This is a genomic window from Streptomyces sp. NPDC051064 (assembly GCF_044455985.1).
Taxonomy (GTDB): domain Bacteria; phylum Actinomycetota; class Actinomycetes; order Streptomycetales; family Streptomycetaceae; genus Streptomyces.
In genome coordinates this window covers 1035654-1053460 of the sequence record NZ_JBITFK010000001.1, presented here as the reverse complement: position 1 = coordinate 1053460, position 17807 = coordinate 1035654, and the positions used below count along the sequence as shown (strand labels likewise).

General features: G+C 68.3%; 14 protein-coding genes. 7 read left to right on the top strand and 7 right to left on the bottom strand.

The genetic code is table 11. The features are described 5' to 3' along the window. Window positions 1-219 precede the first annotated feature (219 nt). The gene (locus ACIBCU_RS04950) at window positions 220-354 is read right to left on the bottom strand and encodes a hypothetical protein (RefSeq protein WP_399229756.1); all 135 of its coding nucleotides are present in this window, start codon (window positions 352-354) and stop codon (window positions 220-222) included. Between the two features lie 495 nt (window positions 355-849). On the opposite strand from ACIBCU_RS04950, the gene ACIBCU_RS04945 reads away from it, so the two are divergent. The 3 genes from ACIBCU_RS04945 (at window position 850) to ACIBCU_RS04935 (ending at window position 2615) form a co-directional block, all read left to right on the top strand. Further along, window positions 850-1653 carry a hypothetical protein gene (locus ACIBCU_RS04945; protein ID WP_399229265.1) on the top strand — a complete coding sequence of 268 codons (804 nt, stop codon included), beginning with the start codon at window positions 850-852 and terminating at the stop codon, window positions 1651-1653. Between the two features lie 285 nt (window positions 1654-1938). Next, window positions 1939-2232 (top strand): hypothetical protein, encoded by a 294-nt coding sequence (locus ACIBCU_RS04940; RefSeq protein ID WP_399229263.1) that lies wholly within the window; start codon window positions 1939-1941, stop codon window positions 2230-2232. Then, a complete protein-coding gene (locus ACIBCU_RS04935; RefSeq protein WP_399229261.1) occupies window positions 2229-2615 on the top strand; it encodes a hypothetical protein in 387 nt (128 codons plus the stop codon). Before ACIBCU_RS04940 ends, ACIBCU_RS04935 begins: the two co-directional genes overlap by 4 nt. Before the next feature lie 300 nt (window positions 2616-2915). Here ACIBCU_RS04935 and pepN (ACIBCU_RS04930) read toward each other — a convergent pair whose 3' ends face one another. Then, complete coding sequence (pepN, locus tag ACIBCU_RS04930) at window positions 2916-5492, bottom strand: aminopeptidase N (RefSeq protein ID WP_362937132.1); 2577 nt, start codon at window positions 5490-5492, stop codon at window positions 2916-2918. 113 nt (window positions 5493-5605) lie between these two features. Between pepN (ACIBCU_RS04930) and ACIBCU_RS04925 the strand changes: the two genes are divergently transcribed. From ACIBCU_RS04925 to ACIBCU_RS04915, 3 genes are read left to right on the top strand one after another with little or no spacing between them, the layout of a single operon-like run. After that, window positions 5606-6106 carry a DUF1203 domain-containing protein gene (locus tag ACIBCU_RS04925; RefSeq protein ID WP_362937135.1) on the top strand — a complete coding sequence of 167 codons (501 nt, stop codon included), beginning with the start codon at window positions 5606-5608 and terminating at the stop codon, window positions 6104-6106. A gap of 45 nt (window positions 6107-6151) precedes the next feature. Further along, a complete protein-coding gene (locus ACIBCU_RS04920) occupies window positions 6152-6382 on the top strand; it encodes a ribbon-helix-helix domain-containing protein (RefSeq protein WP_033299349.1) in 231 nt (76 codons plus the stop codon). After that, entirely contained in the window at window positions 6369-6716 is a 348-nt protein-coding gene (locus ACIBCU_RS04915) for a type II toxin-antitoxin system PemK/MazF family toxin (RefSeq protein WP_399229257.1), read from the top strand. Before ACIBCU_RS04920 ends, ACIBCU_RS04915 begins: the two co-directional genes overlap by 14 nt. Before the next feature lie 68 nt (window positions 6717-6784). Here ACIBCU_RS04915 and ACIBCU_RS04910 read toward each other — a convergent pair whose 3' ends face one another. The 4 genes from ACIBCU_RS04910 to pepN (ACIBCU_RS04895) form a co-directional block, all read right to left on the bottom strand. Beyond that, window positions 6785-7813: an aspartate-semialdehyde dehydrogenase gene (locus tag ACIBCU_RS04910; protein WP_399229255.1), complete on the bottom strand. Its 1029-nt coding sequence runs from the start codon at window positions 7811-7813 to the stop codon at window positions 6785-6787. Between the two features lie 181 nt (window positions 7814-7994). Continuing rightward, entirely contained in the window at window positions 7995-11303 is a 3309-nt protein-coding gene (locus ACIBCU_RS04905; RefSeq protein WP_399229253.1) for a S8 family serine peptidase, read from the bottom strand. A 155-nt stretch (window positions 11304-11458) separates the two neighbouring features. Further along, entirely contained in the window at window positions 11459-12466 is a 1008-nt protein-coding gene (locus ACIBCU_RS04900; RefSeq protein ID WP_362937147.1) for a hypothetical protein, read from the bottom strand. A gap of 171 nt (window positions 12467-12637) precedes the next feature. Further along, a complete protein-coding gene (gene pepN / locus ACIBCU_RS04895; RefSeq protein ID WP_399229251.1) occupies window positions 12638-15226 on the bottom strand; it encodes an aminopeptidase N in 2589 nt (862 codons plus the stop codon). 134 nt (window positions 15227-15360) lie between these two features. On the opposite strand from pepN (ACIBCU_RS04895), the gene ACIBCU_RS04890 reads away from it, so the two are divergent. Continuing rightward, window positions 15361-16011, top strand: coding sequence for a DsbA family protein (locus ACIBCU_RS04890; protein WP_362937153.1), 651 nt, complete (start codon window positions 15361-15363; stop codon window positions 16009-16011). A gap of 6 nt (window positions 16012-16017) precedes the next feature. Here the strand turns inward: ACIBCU_RS04890 and ACIBCU_RS04885 are convergent, their stop codons facing one another. Next, the gene (locus ACIBCU_RS04885; RefSeq protein ID WP_362937156.1) at window positions 16018-17646 is read right to left on the bottom strand and encodes an IS200/IS605 family accessory protein TnpB-related protein; all 1629 of its coding nucleotides are present in this window, start codon (window positions 17644-17646) and stop codon (window positions 16018-16020) included. Window positions 17647-17807 lie beyond the last annotated feature (161 nt).

The window sequence follows — 17807 nt, the reverse complement described above, 5'->3', positions numbered from 1 at the left end:
CACCAGCCCCCAGAGGATCAGCAGCACCATCGCGCCGCTCTCCGCCGTGCCGACGGCCGGCAGCAGCGTCGAGAGCGCAAGCATGCCCGCCGCCGGGAAACCCGGCCGCAGCCGCACGAAGGCGGCGCCTCCTGCCGGAGACGCCGCCTTCGGCGATGCACGGGCCGGTTACGCGGAAGCCGCCACCGCGTCCACCGCCTGGTCCCTCAGGGCGCGCCCCTAGCCGCCCGGGACTCCGACATCAGCCGGCGCAGCGCGGCGCTCGGCTTTGGCAGCCATGTCCGTCTCCTTGCTGATGCCGGAGAGGACCAGTGCGAGGTAGTCGCGCGTCGCCAGCTCGCCGTCGCGCGTCATGTCCCAGGCCGAGGCCCAGCTCAGGGCGCGGGACAGGGACTCGGCAGATCCCGGGAGACGTCCTCGCCGCCCAAGTCCCGTTCCAGCCGGGCCTGAACGGCTCTTCGCCTCCTGCGCGAGCGAGATCTGATCGACGTCTGCCCTGCAGTTCTCGACTCCGCGTGTGTGAGGGTTGAAAAGAGGCGAACTCACAGGTCCGAGCCCCGTGGAATCGACCACCGCTACGAACGGAACTCATCAACTGCCTGGCCTTTCTCGGACTCGAATTCATCCCCTTCCGGCATGAAAGGTTTTCAAACTGGCCAAATGGGACGCAACTTAGGTCAATAATCCGGACAAACTTCGCGATTGAAGGGCTTAAACGCCGCACGGTAATGATCTAAGTCACTCCGGTGAGGATGGCAGATGGGCGTTTAGGTCTCTTTGTAAGCTTGTCATCTCCTCCTTCTTGCTGTGAAGATTAGGTAAAGCCTGCTCAGGGAAGAGGGATTCTGGATGCCAGTAAGAAAATGGGCCTGGGTTGCCTCGTCGACCGCTGTCATTGCCTTGACGAGCGGGGCATTCATGTGGGTGGGTGACCAGCCGAGAGTTATGGATGATCGTCCTGAAGTGGTTGTCGACGCCTTGGAGACTGTTGAATTCGATAGTGCCGAGCAAATGGCCGTCACTTCCGTCAAGGTGGTTCGCGCCACAGTGACTGCCGTCGGTCCCGGCCGCATCACGGGTGAGGATGAGGTCACGGAGCCGGGAGAAGCGCCTCCCACCACTCAGGCCAGAGACGTCACGCTGACGGTAACTGACGACCTCAAAAAGCCGGGCGTCAATCCGTGGGCTGATCCGATCACTGTTGAAGAGTGGGGCTGGGACAGTGAGGGGCGGGGGTACCAGGTCAATAACTACTCATGGAGCGAAGTTGGCGAGGAGTATATTTTCTTTCTGACCTGGGGGGAGCCGATAGGCTCGAATCGCTGGAGCGTGATCAGCACGGAGGGGCGGGCGCACATCGGGGAGAACGAAAATTTGACGTCCTCTGCGGAGGTTGGCTCGGCGCTTGGTATCGCGATGCAGAACCATAGTGCATGGACGTTGACTCGAACTCTGGAAAAACTCTTCGACAAGAGCACCCCGCCCGAGGACAGGCCGCAGCCAGCCGATATGCCTGAGCCGGCGCCGTCAGGTTACGGGGAATCACCGGTTCCAGACGTCAACGACAGCCCTATTCCGGGAGTGTCCGAAGGCGGAGAGCCCTTCCCCTCGGCCACCAAGTCTGACCTGGGAACGGGAGATGGTTCGGAATAAAGTGGGTTAGGTCCCGAAGCGTCCTGCAGCTGTTCGCTAAATCTGGAGATGATAGTGATAAGAATCAGATGGGCCGCCGTAGCAGTTGTTTCGGGTGCCCTGATCGCCTCGCTGTGTACACCGGCCCATGCGAGTCACGATAACTCGTCATTTGATCCTGACAACAGAAATCAGGCAGTAAAGGGCTACTCCCTCACTGTCAAAGGTAAGGGTGCAATGGAGTGGGGGAAGAGGGAACTCGAACGTAGCGTAATCTCCACCTCGTGGGGCGGTGGGGATATCGAAGTGCACGACTACACGACGAAGGGCGTCACGTGGGGTGCTCAGACGCGATGCAAGGACTGGAACGCGCTCTGGACCTCCTGTGACGTGTTTACTATCCAGTTCAATACGGCCTTCAAGCACTCTGACTGGACCTGGGTAGTCATGGGCTGCCATGAATTCGGCCACACGGCAGACCTTGGTCACCGGACCTCGGGTAACGATACGGATGACAACTCGTGTATGCGCAGCAGTACGGCTACTGCCTACTACAAGTTTGACAAGCACGACTTGAACGCAATTTCGGCAGGCACGTGATGCAGGTGCGCGCTAAGCTGCGAATAGGTATAGCGGCGGTCATCGGTCTGGTCGTTGTCGGCGTCCTGGGATTTCAGTTGGCAGAAGCGGATGAATTTCAGAGCAAGGGTGATCAGGAAAGTTTCTGCGAGGCAGCCACGCCGCTGGATCTACAGAATTCTCACGACATGACCATTACCGAGAAAGGGCACGTTCTTGAGGAGCTGAGTAAGCTGGCTCCTGAGGGTATCCACGGAGAATTTGATTCTCTTCACAGCTGGTACGACCACCGCCACGCCGAGGACGAAGAGGATGCCCGCGAAGCGAGCTTCGCCATAGGCGAATTCATCGAGATGTCCTGCGACGACATCAACATAGGTGGCGTAAGGGCCTCGCGTGACTGAACTCGAACATGAAAGGTAGTCCCCCGGGCGTTTCAAGTCCTGGTGGTCACGCGAATCTGCGGGCCGGACGGTCTGGTCGGCACGTTACGTACACAGAAACGGAACTCCGGTGGAACGGGGTGACCTTCCAGGAGAGCCCTTGACCGCCGGAGATTCGATGTGCCACGGGTTTCTGTCTCGTCAAGTAGCCTGCGCTGGAAGGCGTTTCAGGACTCTCGTTGCCGGCTGCGGCCCCTCGGCGGGAAGCCATGGAGGGGGCGCCTCCCGGCGGAGGCGCCCCCTCTCGCGTGCAGGGTTCCGCTACGCGGTGGCCGCCGCCGCGTCCGCGGCCTGGGCCTTCAGCGCACGCTCCACGCCCGCGCGCGATTCCGACATCAGCCGGCGCAGCGCGGCGGTCGGCTGCGCCGAGTCCAGCCAGGCGTCCGTCGCGTCCAGGGTCTCCTGCGAGACCTGGAGGGCCGGGTAGAGACCGACCGCGATCTGCTGGGCCATCTCGTGGCTGCGCGAGTCCCAGACATCCTTGACCGCCGTGAAGTACCGCTCGGTGTACGGAGCGAGCAGCTCACGCTGGTCGGTCTGCACGAAGCCCCCGATGACCGACTCCTGCAAGGAGTTCGGCAGCTTGTCCGACTCGACGACCGACGCCCACGCCTCGGCCTTGGCCTCCTCGGAGGGCTGGGCCGCGCGTGCGGACGCCGCGTGGCGCTCGCCCGCGGCCGTCTTGTCGCGCTCGTACTCGGCGGCGATCTCCTCCTCGTCGATGAGGCCGGTCGCGGCGAGGCGCTGCACGAACGCCCAGCGCAGCTCCGTGTCGACGGCCAGGCCCTCGATCTCCTGGGTGCCGTCCAGCAGCGACTGCAGCACGTCCAGGTGGAGCGGGCTGCGCGCCGTCGCCGCGAAGGCACGGGCCCACGCCAGCTGGTGGTCACTGGCCGGCTCCGCCGCGCGCAGGTGCGCGAGCGTCGCCTCGGTCCACTGGTTCAGACCCGCCTCGCGCCACTCCGGGGCGGCGTAGAGGTCCAGGGCCAGCTTCACCTGGCGGTGCAGCGACTGGACGACGCCGATGTCCGTCTCCTTGTTGATCCCGGAGAGGACCAGTGCCAGGTAGTCGCGCGTCGCCAGCTCGCCGTCGCGCGTCATGTCCCAGGCCGAGGCCCAGCTCAGGGCGCGGGGCAGGGACTCGGCGAAGTCACCCAGGTGCGCGGTGACGACCCGCAGGGACTCCTCGTCGAGGCGGACCTTCGCGTACGACAGGTCGTCGTCGTTGAGCAGGACGACCGCCGGGCGCGCCGTTCCGGCCGGGAACGGCACGGTGGTGCGCTCCCCGTCGACGTCCAGCTCGATCCGGTCCGTGCGGACCAGCTTCCCGGCAGCGTCGAGGTCGTAGCAGCCGATGGCGATCCGGTGCGGGCGCAGCGTCGGCTCGCCCTTCGCCCCGGCGGGGAGCGCGGGGGCCTCCTGGAGGACGGTGAACGAGGTGACGTGGCCGTTCTCGTCGGTCTCGATCTCCGGGCGCAGGATGTTGATGCCGGCCGTCTCCAGCCACGCCTTCGACCAGGTCCTCAGGTCACGGCCGGAGGTCTCCTCCAGCGCGCCCAGCAGGTCGGACAGGCGCGTGTTCCCGAACGCGTGTGCCTTGAAGTACGCCTGCACGCCCTTGAAGAACGCGTCCTTGCCGACGTACGCCACGAGTTGCTTCAGGACCGAGGCGCCCTTCGCATACGTGATCCCGTCGAAGTTCACCAGGACGTCGTCGAGGTCCTGGATGTCCGCCATGATCGGGTGCGTCGAGGGCAGCTGGTCCTGCCGGTACGCCCATGTCTTCATGGAGTTGGCGAACGTGGTCCAGGAGTGCGGCCACTTCGATCCCTCGGCGTCCGCCTGGCACGCGATCGAGGTGTAGGTGGCGAACGACTCGTTCAGCCAGAGGTCGTTCCACCACTCCATGGTGACCAGGTCGCCGAACCACATGTGGGCCAGCTCGTGGAGGATGGTCTCGGCGCGCGTCTCGTAGGCCGCGTCCGTGACCTTCGAACGGAACACGTACTGGTCGCGGATGGTGACCGCGCCCGCGTTCTCCATCGCGCCGGCGTTGAACTCGGGGACGAAGAGCTGGTCGTACTTGGCGAAGGGGTACGCGTAGTCGAACTTCTCCTGGAACCACTCGAAGCCCTGCCGCGTGACCGCGAAGATCTCGTCCGCGTCGAGGTACTCGGCGAGCGACGGCCGGCAGTAGATGCCGAGCGGCACCGACTGGCCGTCCTTCTCGTAGCTGCTGTGCACCGCGTGGTACGGACCGGCGATCAGCGCCGTGATGTAGGTGGAGATGCGCGGCGTCGGCTCGAAGGACCAGACGTCGCCCTCGGGTTCCGGGGTCGGCGAGTTGGAGATCACGGTCCAGCCGGACGGTGCCTTCACGGTGAAGCGGAAGGTCGCCTTCAGGTCGGGCTGCTCGAAGTTCGCGAACACCCGGCGGGCGTCCGGGACCTCGAACTGGGTGTAGAGGTAGGCCTGCTCGTCGACCGGGTCGACGAACCGGTGCAGCCCCTCGCCGGTGTTCGTGTACGAGCAGTCGGCGACGACCTTCAGCTCGTTGGCGCCGGCCCGGAGGTGCTTCAGCGTGATCCGGGAGTCCCGGAAAACGGCGGCGATGTCCAGGTCCTTGCCGTTCAGCACGATGTCGTGCACCGCGGGGGCGACCAGATCGATGAAGGTCTCCGCACCCGCTTCGGCGGAGTCGAAGCGCACGGTGGTGACGGACCGGTAGGTGCCACCCTCCTGTGCGCCGGAGAGGTCGAGATCGATCTCGTACGCGTCCACGGTCAGCAGGCGCGCCCGCTCCTGTGCCTCTTCGCGGGTCAGATTCGTGCCAGGCACGCGGTCATCTCCTTGATATGCGACGTTTTTGGCCATCCTTCCACGTGGGGCGGGCACAGCGCGATGTCCGTTTTCCGCCGGACCGGTGGAGTCGATCGGGCCACCCTCGGATCATGACCACTTACGAGGCACGGCCCATCGGGCCGGACGCTCTGAAAGAGCTCCGCACGACCGACGACGCCGGACGCCCCTGCGTCCCGTACACGGCGACGGAGGGCGGTGATCCCCTCCGCTGCTGCCTGCGCGGCGCCGAGCCCGGGGAGAGGATCGCCCTCGTGTCGTACGCGCCGCTGCGGCGCTGGGCGGCCGAGACATGGGCGCGCCCGGGGGCGTACGACGAACAGGGCCCGGTCTTCATCCACGCCGAGGAGTGCGAGGGCCCGGCGGCGGACCGGACCGGCTACCCGTTCTCGCGGGCGGGCGCGCTGCGTACGGTCCGGCGCTACGACCCGGACGGCAGGATCGTCGGAGGCCGGCTGCTGGAGATCCCGGCCGACGAGGAGCGGGGCTACGACGATGCCCTCGCGGAAGCCTTCGCCGACCCGCAGGTGGCGCTGGTGCACGTGCGGGCGGTGGAGTACGGGTGCTTCCACTTCGAGGTGCGCCAGAGCTGACGCTGCGGTAGCCGAGTGAGTGCTACCTGCGGTAGGATATTCGGTATGAAGATCAGTGTGAGCTTGCCGCAGGAGGATGTCGCCTTCGTCGACGAGTACGCCGCGAAGACCGAGGCGGACTCCCGGTCGGCGGTGATACACGCCGCCATCGAGGCTCTGCGCGCCTCCAACCTGGAGGCCGACTACGAGGCCGCTTTCGCGGAGTGGGACGCGAGTGAGGACGCCGCCTTCTGGGACCGGTTCTCCGGGGACGGGCTGACCGATGAAGCGCGGTGACATCTACCTGGTCGAGTACGAACCTGTTCGAGGCAGTGAGGCCGACAAGGCGCGGCCCTCGGTGATCGTCTCGAACGACGGCGCCAACGCGGTGGTGGACCGGACCGGGCGTGGCGTGGTCACGGTCGTGCCGCTGACCTCCAATACCTCTCGGGTCCACCCCTTCCAGGTGCTGCTGCAGGCGGACGAGTCAGGCCTGCCCAAGGACTCCAAAGTGCAGTGCGAGCAGGTACGCGCGATGGCGCACGAGCGGTTCCTGAAGCGCGTCGGGACCGTGCCGCGTCAGCGGATGGGCGAGATCGACGCCGCCCTGCGCAGGCACCTCGCTCTCTGAGGCGGGTCCAGGCACGTGAAAGGGCGGCCACCGTTTTCGGTGGCCGCCCTTTTCGGTGGCGAGGCGGATCAGCCCTTGAGCTCCGCCGCCACCAGCTCCGCGATCTGGACCGCGTTGAGCGCGGCGCCCTTGCGCAGGTTGTCGTTGGAGACGAACAGCGCGAGGCCGTGCTCGACGGTCTCGTCGGCCCGGATGCGGCCCACGTACGAGGCGTCCTTGCCGGCCGCCTGGAGCGGGGTCGGGATCTCGGAGAGCTCGACGCCCTCGGCGTCCTTCAGCAGCTCGTAGGCGCGCTCGACGCTGATCGGGCGGGCGAAACGGGCGTTGATCTGGAGGGAGTGGCCGGAGAAGACCGGGACCCGGACGCAGGTGCCGGACACCTTGAGCGCCGGGATCTCCAGGATCTTGCGGGACTCGTTGCGGAGCTTCTGCTCCTCGTCGGTCTCGAAGGAACCGTCGTCCACGATCGAGCCGGCGAGCGGCAGCACGTTGAAGGCGATCGGGCGCTTGTAGACGGCCGGCTCGGGGAAGTCGACCGCGTCGCCGTCGTGCGTCAGCTTGTCCGCGTCCGCGACGACCTTGGACGCCTGGCCGTGCAGCTCCGCGACACCGGCGACACCGGAGCCGGACACCGCCTGGTAGGTCGCGACGGTCAGCGCGTCGAGCTGCGCCTCCTGGTGCAGCGGGCGCAGCACGGGCATGGCCGCCATCGTGGTGCAGTTCGGGTTGGCGATGATGCCCTTGGGGCGGTTCTTGATCGCGTGCGCGTTGACCTCGGAGACCACGAGCGGGACCTCGGGGTCCTTGCGCCAGGCGGAGGAATTGTCGATCACGACGGCGCCCTGGGAGGCGACCTTCTCGGCCAGCGCCTTCGAGGTCGCGCCGCCGGCGGAGAACAGCACGATGTCGAGCCCGGTGTAGTCCGCCGTGGAGGCGTCCTCCACGGTGATGTCCGTGCCCTCGTACGCGAGGGTGGAGCCCGCGGAGCGCGCGGACGCGAAGAGCCGCAGTTCGGCGACGGGGAACTTCCGCTCGGCCAGAATCCTGAGCATGACTGTGCCGACCTGACCGGTGGCGCCGACAATTCCGACCTTCACGGGAACTCCTCACAGACACGAACGGCACGGTTGCCGGTCCATGATGCGTATGTCCACGGCTTCCTTGTCCAATCCATTGTCCGGCAGGCGGACCGGGTGCGCACAGAGCTGTGGGGCGGGAGCCCTTGAGAGCGCCCGCCCCACAGTCTTCGGTGTCGTGCGGATCACACCGGTCCGATGGCTACGGCGCGACCTTCTCGATCACGACGCTGCCGGTTCCCGCCGCGGTGCCGCGGGCGTTCACCAGCTGCACCTCGCCGAAGAACTGCCGGCCCTCGGGAGCCGCTCCGGCGACCACGACCTGGGCCCCGACCTGGGCGGACGCGCCGTTGGCCAGGTTCACGGCCTTGGACTCGTCGACCTTGATCTCGCCGAGCGACGGTGCGTAGTACACGTCGCGGTAGTCGTACTCGGTGGTCCCGGCCGGGACCGCGTAGCCGTCGATGACGACGGTGTAGGTGCCGGCAGCCGGGTTCACCAGGCTGACCGACTCCTCCGAGCCCGCCGTCGTCGAGGCACCGACCTCGGTGTCGCCCTTGTAGACGTACAGGTCGATGTCGGCGTTGGCGTCCGACGTGTTGCCGATGGCGACGTCCAGCTTCTCGACGCCCTCGCCGACGGTGACCGTCTTGGTGTACTTGACACCCGTGGCGATCGACGGACGCTCCACGTCGGCCGAACCCAGCGTGCCGCCCTTCAGGGAGCCCTCCAGGTCACCCGCGTTGTTGGTGACCGTCCAGTCCACCGCGGCCGGGGTGCCGATCTTCGCCTCGGGGATGGTCTGCACCGCCGGGTCGAAGGAGGCGCCGAGCAGCGAGACGTCCAGCTTGTACGGGTTGTCCAGCAGCGGCGACGTACGGCGGGACTCGACCTCGATCTCCCAGACGCCCGGCTGCGGGTCCTTGTAGGAGCGCGTGTCCGGGCGGCAGGTGTTGGCCGGGTTCTCGTAGTTCGGGTAGCAGTAGATCGTGGAGCTGTCCTCCACCGCGACCCCGTACGGGTGGATGGAGATGAACCGCGTCTGGCTGCCCGAGCGCAGGGCGCTCAGCGCGACCTCGAGGGTCTCGGCGCCCTCGGGGACGTTCAGGAAGTACGACGTGGTGCCGTTGCGCTGCACCGAGCCGCTCGTCGAGAACGCGTAACCCGGCTTCACCAGGTCCTTGGCGACGACCACCGTGGAGAGGATCTGCTGGTCCACGCCGACGGTCTTCGCGTCGTCCACCACCAGGATCGCGCTGTGGACGCCCGCCGTGCGGGGCTTCGCCTGGACCTTGACGGTCACCGGCTTGCCGAGCGGCAGCGAGACGGTGCTCGACCCGGTCAGCGAGAAGGTGCCGTCGTTGTTCTTCCAGGACAGCTTGTGCGTGACGGCCTTGTCCGGACCCGTGGTGCGGGTGACGGTGACGTCGTACGACTTCTTCTGGCCGGCCTTCAGGCCGCCCTCACGGTCGTACAGGCCGGTGCCGAAGCCCGGGGTCTTCAGCGCGAAGTCGATCGCGGTGTCGACCGGGGCCTTCACGGCGTACTCGTGCGCCGGGGTGCCCTGCTTCTCGATCTGCTTCCAGGCGCCGACGATGTTGATCAGACCGGAACCCTGGGCGTGCGCGGGCACTCCGTCGATGTGGGTGGCGGTGCTGGTCAGCGCGGTCCGCAGATCGGCCGGGGGCAGCTCGATGTGCTTCTGCTTCGCGGCGGACAGCAGCAGCGCCGTCGCACCCGCGGCCTGCGGCGAGGACATCGAGGTGCCCTGCAGCATGGAGTAGCCGGCCGGGAGGGAGTAGCCCGCCTCCTTGACCGGGCCGCCGGGCAGCCAGGTCTGGGTGGTGTTGATGGACGCGCCCGGGGCCGTCAGGATCGGCGCGAAGCCGCCGTCCTCACGCGGACCGCGCGAGGAGAAGGGCAGCATGTCGTACTTCTTGGTGACGTTCGAGCCGTAGTTGGCGGCCCAGGTCTCCTTGGAGATGGACGCGCCGACCGAGATGACGTGGTCGGCGAGGCCGGGGTCACCGATGGTGTTGACGCCCGGGCCGTCGTTGCCGGCCGAGATGACCAGCTGGACGCCGTAGATGTCGATGAGCCGCTTGTAGAGCTCGGCGCGGGCGTTGTTGCCGTCGTTGAGGGGCGGCAGGCCGCCGATCGACATGTTGACGACGTCGACGCCGCGGTTGACGACGAGGTCGATCATGCCCTCGGTCAGCGCGATGTTGGTGCAGCCGCCGGACCAGGTGCAGGCGCGCGAGGAGACGATCTTGGCGCCGGGCGCCGCACCGTTCATCTCGCCGCCGAACAGGCCGTTGGCCGCGGTGATGCCCGCGACGTGCGTGCCGTGCTCGCTCTCGATGACGCCGATGCTGACGTAGTCGGCCTTCGAGCCGGCCGTGTCGTAGACGACGTTCTTGCGGGTCTCGACGACGAACGGGATGCGCTCGACGACCTCGGTCGCCGGGTTGTCCGTCCCGAAGTAGCCGACCTGGTGCTTGTCCTTGTACGGCTTCAGGACGGTGTCGTCGCCGAAGTCCGCGTTGCCGTTCAGGTCGACCCGCGTGGTGCCGGCGACCGGGTCGTAGAGCACGCCCCACTCGTCGGTGATGTCACCGTCACGGTTGAGGTCGCCCGCCATGTCGCCGCCACGGGTGGCGGACTCCTTGAACACCTTGAAGCCGTACGAGCCCGCCGGTGCGGAGTACGTCTTGCTGCCGCTCGTGAACGTCGGGCCGGACACGGCCTGGTCCATCCGCAGCCAGGTGCCGTCGCCGTCGTTGACCGGGTCGGTGGCCGTCACCCAGTCGACGATCTTGCGCTCGCCGGTGGTGGTCTTCTGCAGTGCGGGGTGGCCGAGGTCGACACCGGAGTCCAGGACACCGATGGTGATCCCGCGGCCGTCGGCCTTCGGGTGCTGCTTCACGAAGTCGACCGCGCCCGTCTCGAAGGACGGGTTGTACGGGTTCTTCGCCGGGGTCTTCTTGTTCGGCGCCGCGTAACTGCCCGTGGCCTTCTGCTGCTTCGCCCCGGCGGCCCGGTCGCCCGTGGGCGTCGGGTCGTCCAGCTTGATCTCCTGCTTGAGATCGATGCCCTGGACCGACGACAGCTTCTGCGCCGCCTTGATGGTGGCCTCGGCGGTCGCGGTCGGCACCGTCGCCCGGACATAGCCGAGCTTGTCGTACGTCTGCCCCAGCACGGACCCCTTGACGGAGTCCAGCTGCTCGGCGACCTTCTCGGTCGCACCGGGGGTGGTGGCGACCATCATCGTGATGTTCTTCTCGCCCTTGGCCTCGGCCTTCGCCAGCACATCGGCGTCGGCCTCGCCCAGCTTGTCGCCGTTCGTACCCGCGGCGGCGGGCTTCACGGGGGAAGCCACCGGGTCGTCGGCGGCGAAGACCGGGGCGGCGCCGGAGGCGGCCAGCGCGGCCGCCAGACCGGCTGCGGCCGCGATGCGCGCCGCGCGTCTCGCCCCGGGTATGGAGCTGGGGGATTCCTTGGTCATCAGCATCCCTGTTTTTGTGAAAGAAAGAGAGAGTCCGGAATTCGGTACCCGATGACCGCTCAGCCTTTCGTAAATGACAGGGGTTTGTGGAGAGTTGGCGGGGACGAGAAAGTGACATGGCGTAGATCCGCCACCGGAGCCATTGCGCCACCGGCCCGTGCTCACCGGGGCAGGACCACCACGTAGGCGGCCGGTTCACGGTCCTCGGCCGCCATCATCGCCGTACGCAGCACCACCGACAGCTGCTCCGCCGAGTCACGCAGCTGCTTCGGGGTCACCCGCACCACCGTCACCCCGAGCCGCTCTAGGTGCTCCCGCTCCGCCGCGAAGATGACGCGCTCCTCGCGGGGCGACCGGGCGCCCAGTTCGAGCGCGACCGCCTGCTCCGGCCAGTACGCGTCCACCCCTCCCAGGAACCTGCCGCCCGGCAGGGACAGCTCCACGTTCCAGAGCGGCTGGGGCAGACCGTGGGCGCGCACCATCTCGTAGAGCCGGCCCTCCGCCATCGCCCGGCCCTCGACGAGCAGCGCGTCCACGGCGTCCACCACGTGCGCGCGGCCCAGCAGCTTGGCGTCGTTCAGCTCCCGTACGACGGACGCCGGTTCGCAGTGCCCGCCACGCACCGCCTCCGTAAGGATCCGGCGCACCGTCGAGGCGTCCGCGAGCGAGGCCACCGCGTCGGCGAGCGCCCGCTCCACCGGAGCCAGCGGCACCCCGAGCCGGCGCTGCGGCCGGGGCAGGACGGCGGCCCTGGTGACCTGGACGAAGCGGGTGGAACGCAGCCGCCTGGTGCGCGGCACCAGCACGTCGATCCGGTGCAGCGCGATCACCGGGGGAGCCGACGTGAAGCCGTACAGGGCCAGCGCCGCCAGCCCCGTCACCATGGCCTCGCCGTAGCCGGGCCCCGACTGGGCCGGCACGGTCCGGCGGGCGCCGGCCGGGGGCCGCCCGGCGTACAGGAGGGCGCCGCGCACCCGGTCGTCGTTCGTGGGCGGTCCCGGGTGCAGGAGGTACACGCCGGGGAGCAGCTGCTGCCACGGACCGCCGGGCAGGCAGTGGGCCGCGGTCTGCGCGGCGGTCACTCCCTGCGAGCGCAGCTGCGCGGCGGACCGCACGCGGTGGGTCACTTCGTGGACGGGGCGGGAGGAGAGAGGGGTGTTCCGGTTCATGCCGGGGAGGTTCCCGCAGCCTCGCGCCGCGATAACCCGTGTTACACGCCCGTCGACATTCCAGGACAACGCCGTCCTAAAGTACGGCAGTTCGAATGCCGAAAAGGGTGGTCGCGACGGGGATTGTGCGGCGCACGCCCCACACACGTGTGCGGGGCGCGCGCCGGAGTCTCACGCCGCCGCGTCGCGCTCCTGACCCTGCAGCGCCCGTGCCAGATCGTCCCGCGCCTCCAGGACCAGCCGCCGGAGCGCCGGTGCCGCGTCCGGGTGCGAGGCCAGCCACGCGTCCGTCGCGGTGAGGGTCGCCGGGTCGTCCTGCAGCCCGGGGAACAGGCCCTTGACCACGTCCATGCCGATCTGGATGGACCGCTCGGCCCAGACCCGCTCGATCGCCTCGAAGTACGAGGCCGTGTACGGCGCCAGCAGCTCCCGCTGCGACGGCTGCCCGAAGCCCGCGATCGTCGCGCCGACGAGAGCGTTGGACAGCTTGTCCGACTCCACCACCGTCGCCCACGCCTGCGCCTTGACCGCCGCCGAGGGGCGGGAGGCCAGGCACCGCACGTGGTGCCGCTTGCCGGACGCCGTGTCGTCCCGGGCGAGTTCGGCGTCCACGGCCGCCTCGTCGGCCTTGCCGTGCGAGGCCAGCGGGGACAGGAACGCCCACCGCAGCTCCTGGTCGACGTCCAGGCCGTCGACCACGGCCGAGCCGTCGAGGAGTCCGCCCAGCAGCTGGAAGTCGGCGTCCGACGCGGCGACGGCGGCGAAGAACCGCGCCCACGTCAGCTGGTGCTCGCTGCCCGGCTCCGCACGCCGCAGCTCCGCCAGTGCGCCCTCGGCCAGCGCCCGGCCGCCCTCCTCCCGCCAGGCCGGCGCGGCGTAGTGCACCAGCGCCGACTGTGCCCAGGCGTGCAGCATCTGGAGGACACCGATGTCGCTCTCCCGGCCGGCGTGCGCCAGCACCAGCGCGACGAAGTCCCGGGCCGGAAGCAGCGCGTCCCGCGTCAGGTTCCACAGGGCCGACCAGCACAGCGCCCGGGCCAGCGGATCGGTGATGTCACCGAGGTGCTCGCGCAGGGTTGCCAGGGACCCCTCGTCGAGGCGGACCTTGCAGTAGGTGAGGTCGTCGTCGTTGACCAGGACCAGGTCGGGCTTCTCGCGCCCGGCCAGCTCCGCGACCACGGTCCGCTCGCCGGCGACATCGGTCTCCGCGCGGGCGTACCGCACCAGCGTGCCCTCCGGGGAGAGGTGGTACAGGCCCACCGCGACCCGGTGCGGCCGCAGCTCCGGGTGGGAGGCGGCGGCCTCCTGGGTCACGGAGAGCTCCGCGATCCGGCCTTCCCCGTCGTACGTCACGGCCGGCGTCAGGACGTTGACCCCCGCCGTCTGCAGCCACGCGCGCGACCAGGCACTCATGTCGCGCCCGGACGTCTCGGCCAGCACCGAGAGCAGGTCGCCCAGCTGCGTGTTCCCGTACGCGTGCTGCTTGAAGTAGCGGCGCGCCCCCTCCAGGAACGCGTCCCGTCCGACATAGGCCACGAGCTGCTTGAGCACCGAGGCGCCCTTGGCGTACGTGATGCCGTCGAAGTTCAGCTTGGCGTCCTCCAGGTCACGGATGTCGGCCGTGATCGGGTGCGTGGACGGCAGCTGGTCGGCCCGGTAGGCCCACGCCTTGCGGTTGTTGGCGAAGGTGATCCAGCCGTTGGCGAAGCGGGTCGCCTCGACCATCGAGAACGTCCCCATGAAGTCGGCGAAGGACTCCTTCAGCCACAGGTCGTCCCACCACTGCATGGTGACCAGGTCGCCGAACCACATGTGCGCCATCTCGTGCAGGATGACGTTGGCGCGGCGCTCGTAGGAGGCCGAGGTGACCTTTCCGCGGTAGATGTACTCCTCGCGGAAGGTGACGAGGCCCGGGTTCTCCATCGCGCCGAGGTTGTACTCCGGCACGAACGCCTGGTCGTACTTCCCGAAGGGGTACGGGTAGTCGAAGTTGTCGTGGAAGAAGTCCAGGCCCTGCTTGGTGATCAGGAAGACGTCGTCGGCGTCGAAGTGGCGCGCGAGACCCTTGCGGCACATCGCGCCGAGCGGGATGTCCAGCTTCGTACCGTCGTCGAACGTACGGGTGTAGTGGTCGCTCACGTAGTGGTAGGGCCCGGCGACGACCACCGTGATGTACGTCGAGATCGGCAGCGTCTCCGCGAACCGGTGGACCTCGCCCTCCTGCGACTCCTGCGCGCCGTTGCTCCAGACCCGCCAGCCCTCGGGCGCCGTCACCTGGAAGCGGTAGGGCGCCTTGAGGTCGGGCTGCTCGAAGTTGGCGAAGACACGCCGCGCGTCGGCCGGCTCGTACTGCGTGTAGAGGTAGACCTCGCCGTCCTCCGGGTCGACGAAGCGGTGCATGCCCTCGCCGGTCCGGCTGTACGCGCACCGCGCGTCGACCACCAGGACGTTCTCGCCCTCGGCGAGGTCCTCCAGAGCGATACGCACGCCGTCGAAGACGGCCGCGGGGTCGAGGTCCTTGCCGTTCAGGCTCACCGCGTCCACGGACGGGGCGATGAGATCGGCGAAGGTCGAGGCCCCGGCACGGCCGGCGCGGAAGCGGATCGTGGTCTGCGAGCGGAAGGTGCGCGGACCGGCCTCGTCGCCCGTGTCGGGCTCACCGACGGCGGAGCGGAGGTCGAGGGCGACCTCGTAACCGTCGACGGTCAGCAGCTCGGCCCGCTCGCGGGCCTCGTCGCGGGACAGGTTCTCACCGGGCACGGAGCACTCCTTTGTGTCTCGATCGAAGACCTTCGATCCTCCCATGCGGCCGTCGGCGCCCGTGCGCGGGAATGGCGGGAGGGCCCCGTGGTGTTCCCGCTCACAGGTGCAGACCCGACCTCATGAGGAGAGACATGCCCGAGAACAGCACGGCCACCGGCAAGGTCCCGGCCGACTTCTGGTTCGACCCGCTCTGTCCCTGGGCCTGGATGACCTCCCGCTGGATGCTGGAGGTCGAGAAGGTCCGCGACGTCGAGGTGCGCTGGCATGTGATGAGCCTGGCCGTGCTCAACGAGTCCCGGCTCGACGAGCTGCCCGAGGAGTACCAGGACATGATGCGCACCCAGGCCTGGGCGCCGGTCCGCGTCGTCGTCGCCGCCCAGCAGAAGCACGGCGACGAGATCGTCGGCCCGCTGTACACGGCCCTCGGCACCCGCATCCACAACAACGGCGAGGGCCCCACCCGTGAGGCGATCGCGGGCGCGCTCGCCGACGTCGGCCTGCCGGCCGAGCTCCTCGAGTACGCCGACTCCGACGCGTACGACAAGGAGCTGCGCGCCTCCCACCAGGAAGGCATCGACAAGGTCGGCCAGGACGTCGGCACCCCGGTCATCGCCGTGCCCGGCGCCGACGGTGAGCAGATCGCCTTCTTCGGTCCGGTCGTCACCCCCGCCCCGAAGGGCGAGGAGGCCGCGAAGCTCTGGGACGGCACACTGCTGGTGGCCTCGATCCCCGGCTTCTACGAGATCAAGCGGACCCGTACGCAGGGCCCGGTATTCGGCTGACCGTTCCTATCCAGTGTGCATAAGTGAGTCCTGGACCCACTGATGTGTTCTGGGCGCATCCCGAACGGTGTTGGATGCGCTGGGTTGCCGCTTTCGCGTCCCGTTCGGTGGCATGCCTCCAGGGGCGTGGTCCGTTGCGGGTGGGCGGGTTCCCTCACGCTCTCGTACGCCTGGTGAGGCCTGGACGGTCCGATGCCCCACACGATCACGCTGGTCGTGTGGGGGCGGTGCCGTCCGACGCCTAATCGGGTGTCCGAGAGCGCGTCGCCCGATCGCGATACCGGCGGCATCATGACGGGACATTCTGCGACGGGGCGTGACCAGCGGCTTCTGCCAGTGCTGACCACCCCACATCGACGTATAGGCCGGATCGACCGCGACAACGGCCAGGCCCTGTTCGGCGGCCATGGAGACCAGGCGGGCCTTGAGCTTCCCGGTCGGGATCCCGGAGATCACCTGCCGGAAATTTTTGCGGCGGCCGTGCTTCTCTCTCGTCTTCTCGGCGGTGAAGTCGAGGTCCTCGATCCCGATCGCTGCCACACCGCACTCTGTGGCCCAGTGCAGCAGGCGGGTCAGGGCGTGACGGATCTGCGCGTCACGGTGCGTGGCGGTGCCGGACAGGTCATAACCGAACCGGTGGGGTTCACCGACCGGGTTGCCGTGCTTGTCCAGTTGGTAGGCGGCGAAGTGATCGGCGTTGGTGTCCACACCGATCATGCCCCGGGCCCGGGCCGCCTCCAACGGCAGTGTTTGCACGATCGGGCGTTGCCAGGACGCGGTCAGATACCAACGGCCCCGCTCCACATCCAGGTGGATGCGGTAGGCGACAGCCCGGTTTGCTTCGATGCGATCGGCCCACTCAACACCACGGTGCGCGAACGCCACCGTGCCGGTGAGGGTGTAGCGGCCATGCTTGGTGTTGGCCAGGTGTACGAGCGGGGCGGGCAGCTTGATGCTGACCTGGCCGTTCGGGGTGACGCGGATCGTCTCGTTCCCGAACCGTTTCCCCGACTCACCATCCGCCGCCAGAAACCACCGCTCCGCCTCCCACCGCTGACGCCACTGCCCCACGGTGAGCCCGGCTTCGGTGAGGTGGTGGCGGGTGTTGAAGAGGCGTTTCCCGCCCCGCACGACCCGCACCCGCCCGGCCTCCCGTTCCGTGGCGGCGGCGGTGTGCCGTGCTTCCAGGGCGGTGAGGCGACGCGACTTCTGAAACCACTCTCCCTTGGACCGGTAGCCACCGGCCGCACGCTTGGCCCCCGTCTGCCCGACGGGGAGGGACAACCGGTGCCGCAGCGTCCTGATCCCGGCTTCCAACGACCGGATCTGCGCGGCCTGGCAACGCCGGGCCAGCGCCCACTGCGCATGCGTCGCCTTCGTGATCGCCCCGGCAATCCTGGACGACGACACCGACGTCAGGTCGCGTTTACGCGCCGCCCATGACTTCGCACTGTGCCCCAGGCCCTGCGCGCACCGGGTTCTGAGGTCGCGGGAGGCGAGCGCCCCCTGATGTGCGCCGACCGCACGCAGCACGGCCTCGTCCTGGGGTGTGAGGTGCTTGAGCCGGTCGCGCACCGCCACCCCGGAAGGCCCCGGCACCACGAACGACGCCGCCAACTCCCGCACCCCACCCACCACAACACCCCCCAAGGCTTGCGTGCCGTCCACCCCACACAACGAGCCACCACCACCAAGGTCACCCATACGACCCCAGAACGCCCGTTCCCAGCATCCCCCGGCCAGCCACCGGACTCACTCGAAGGCACTATCACTCACTCCCGTACACCCAACCGACA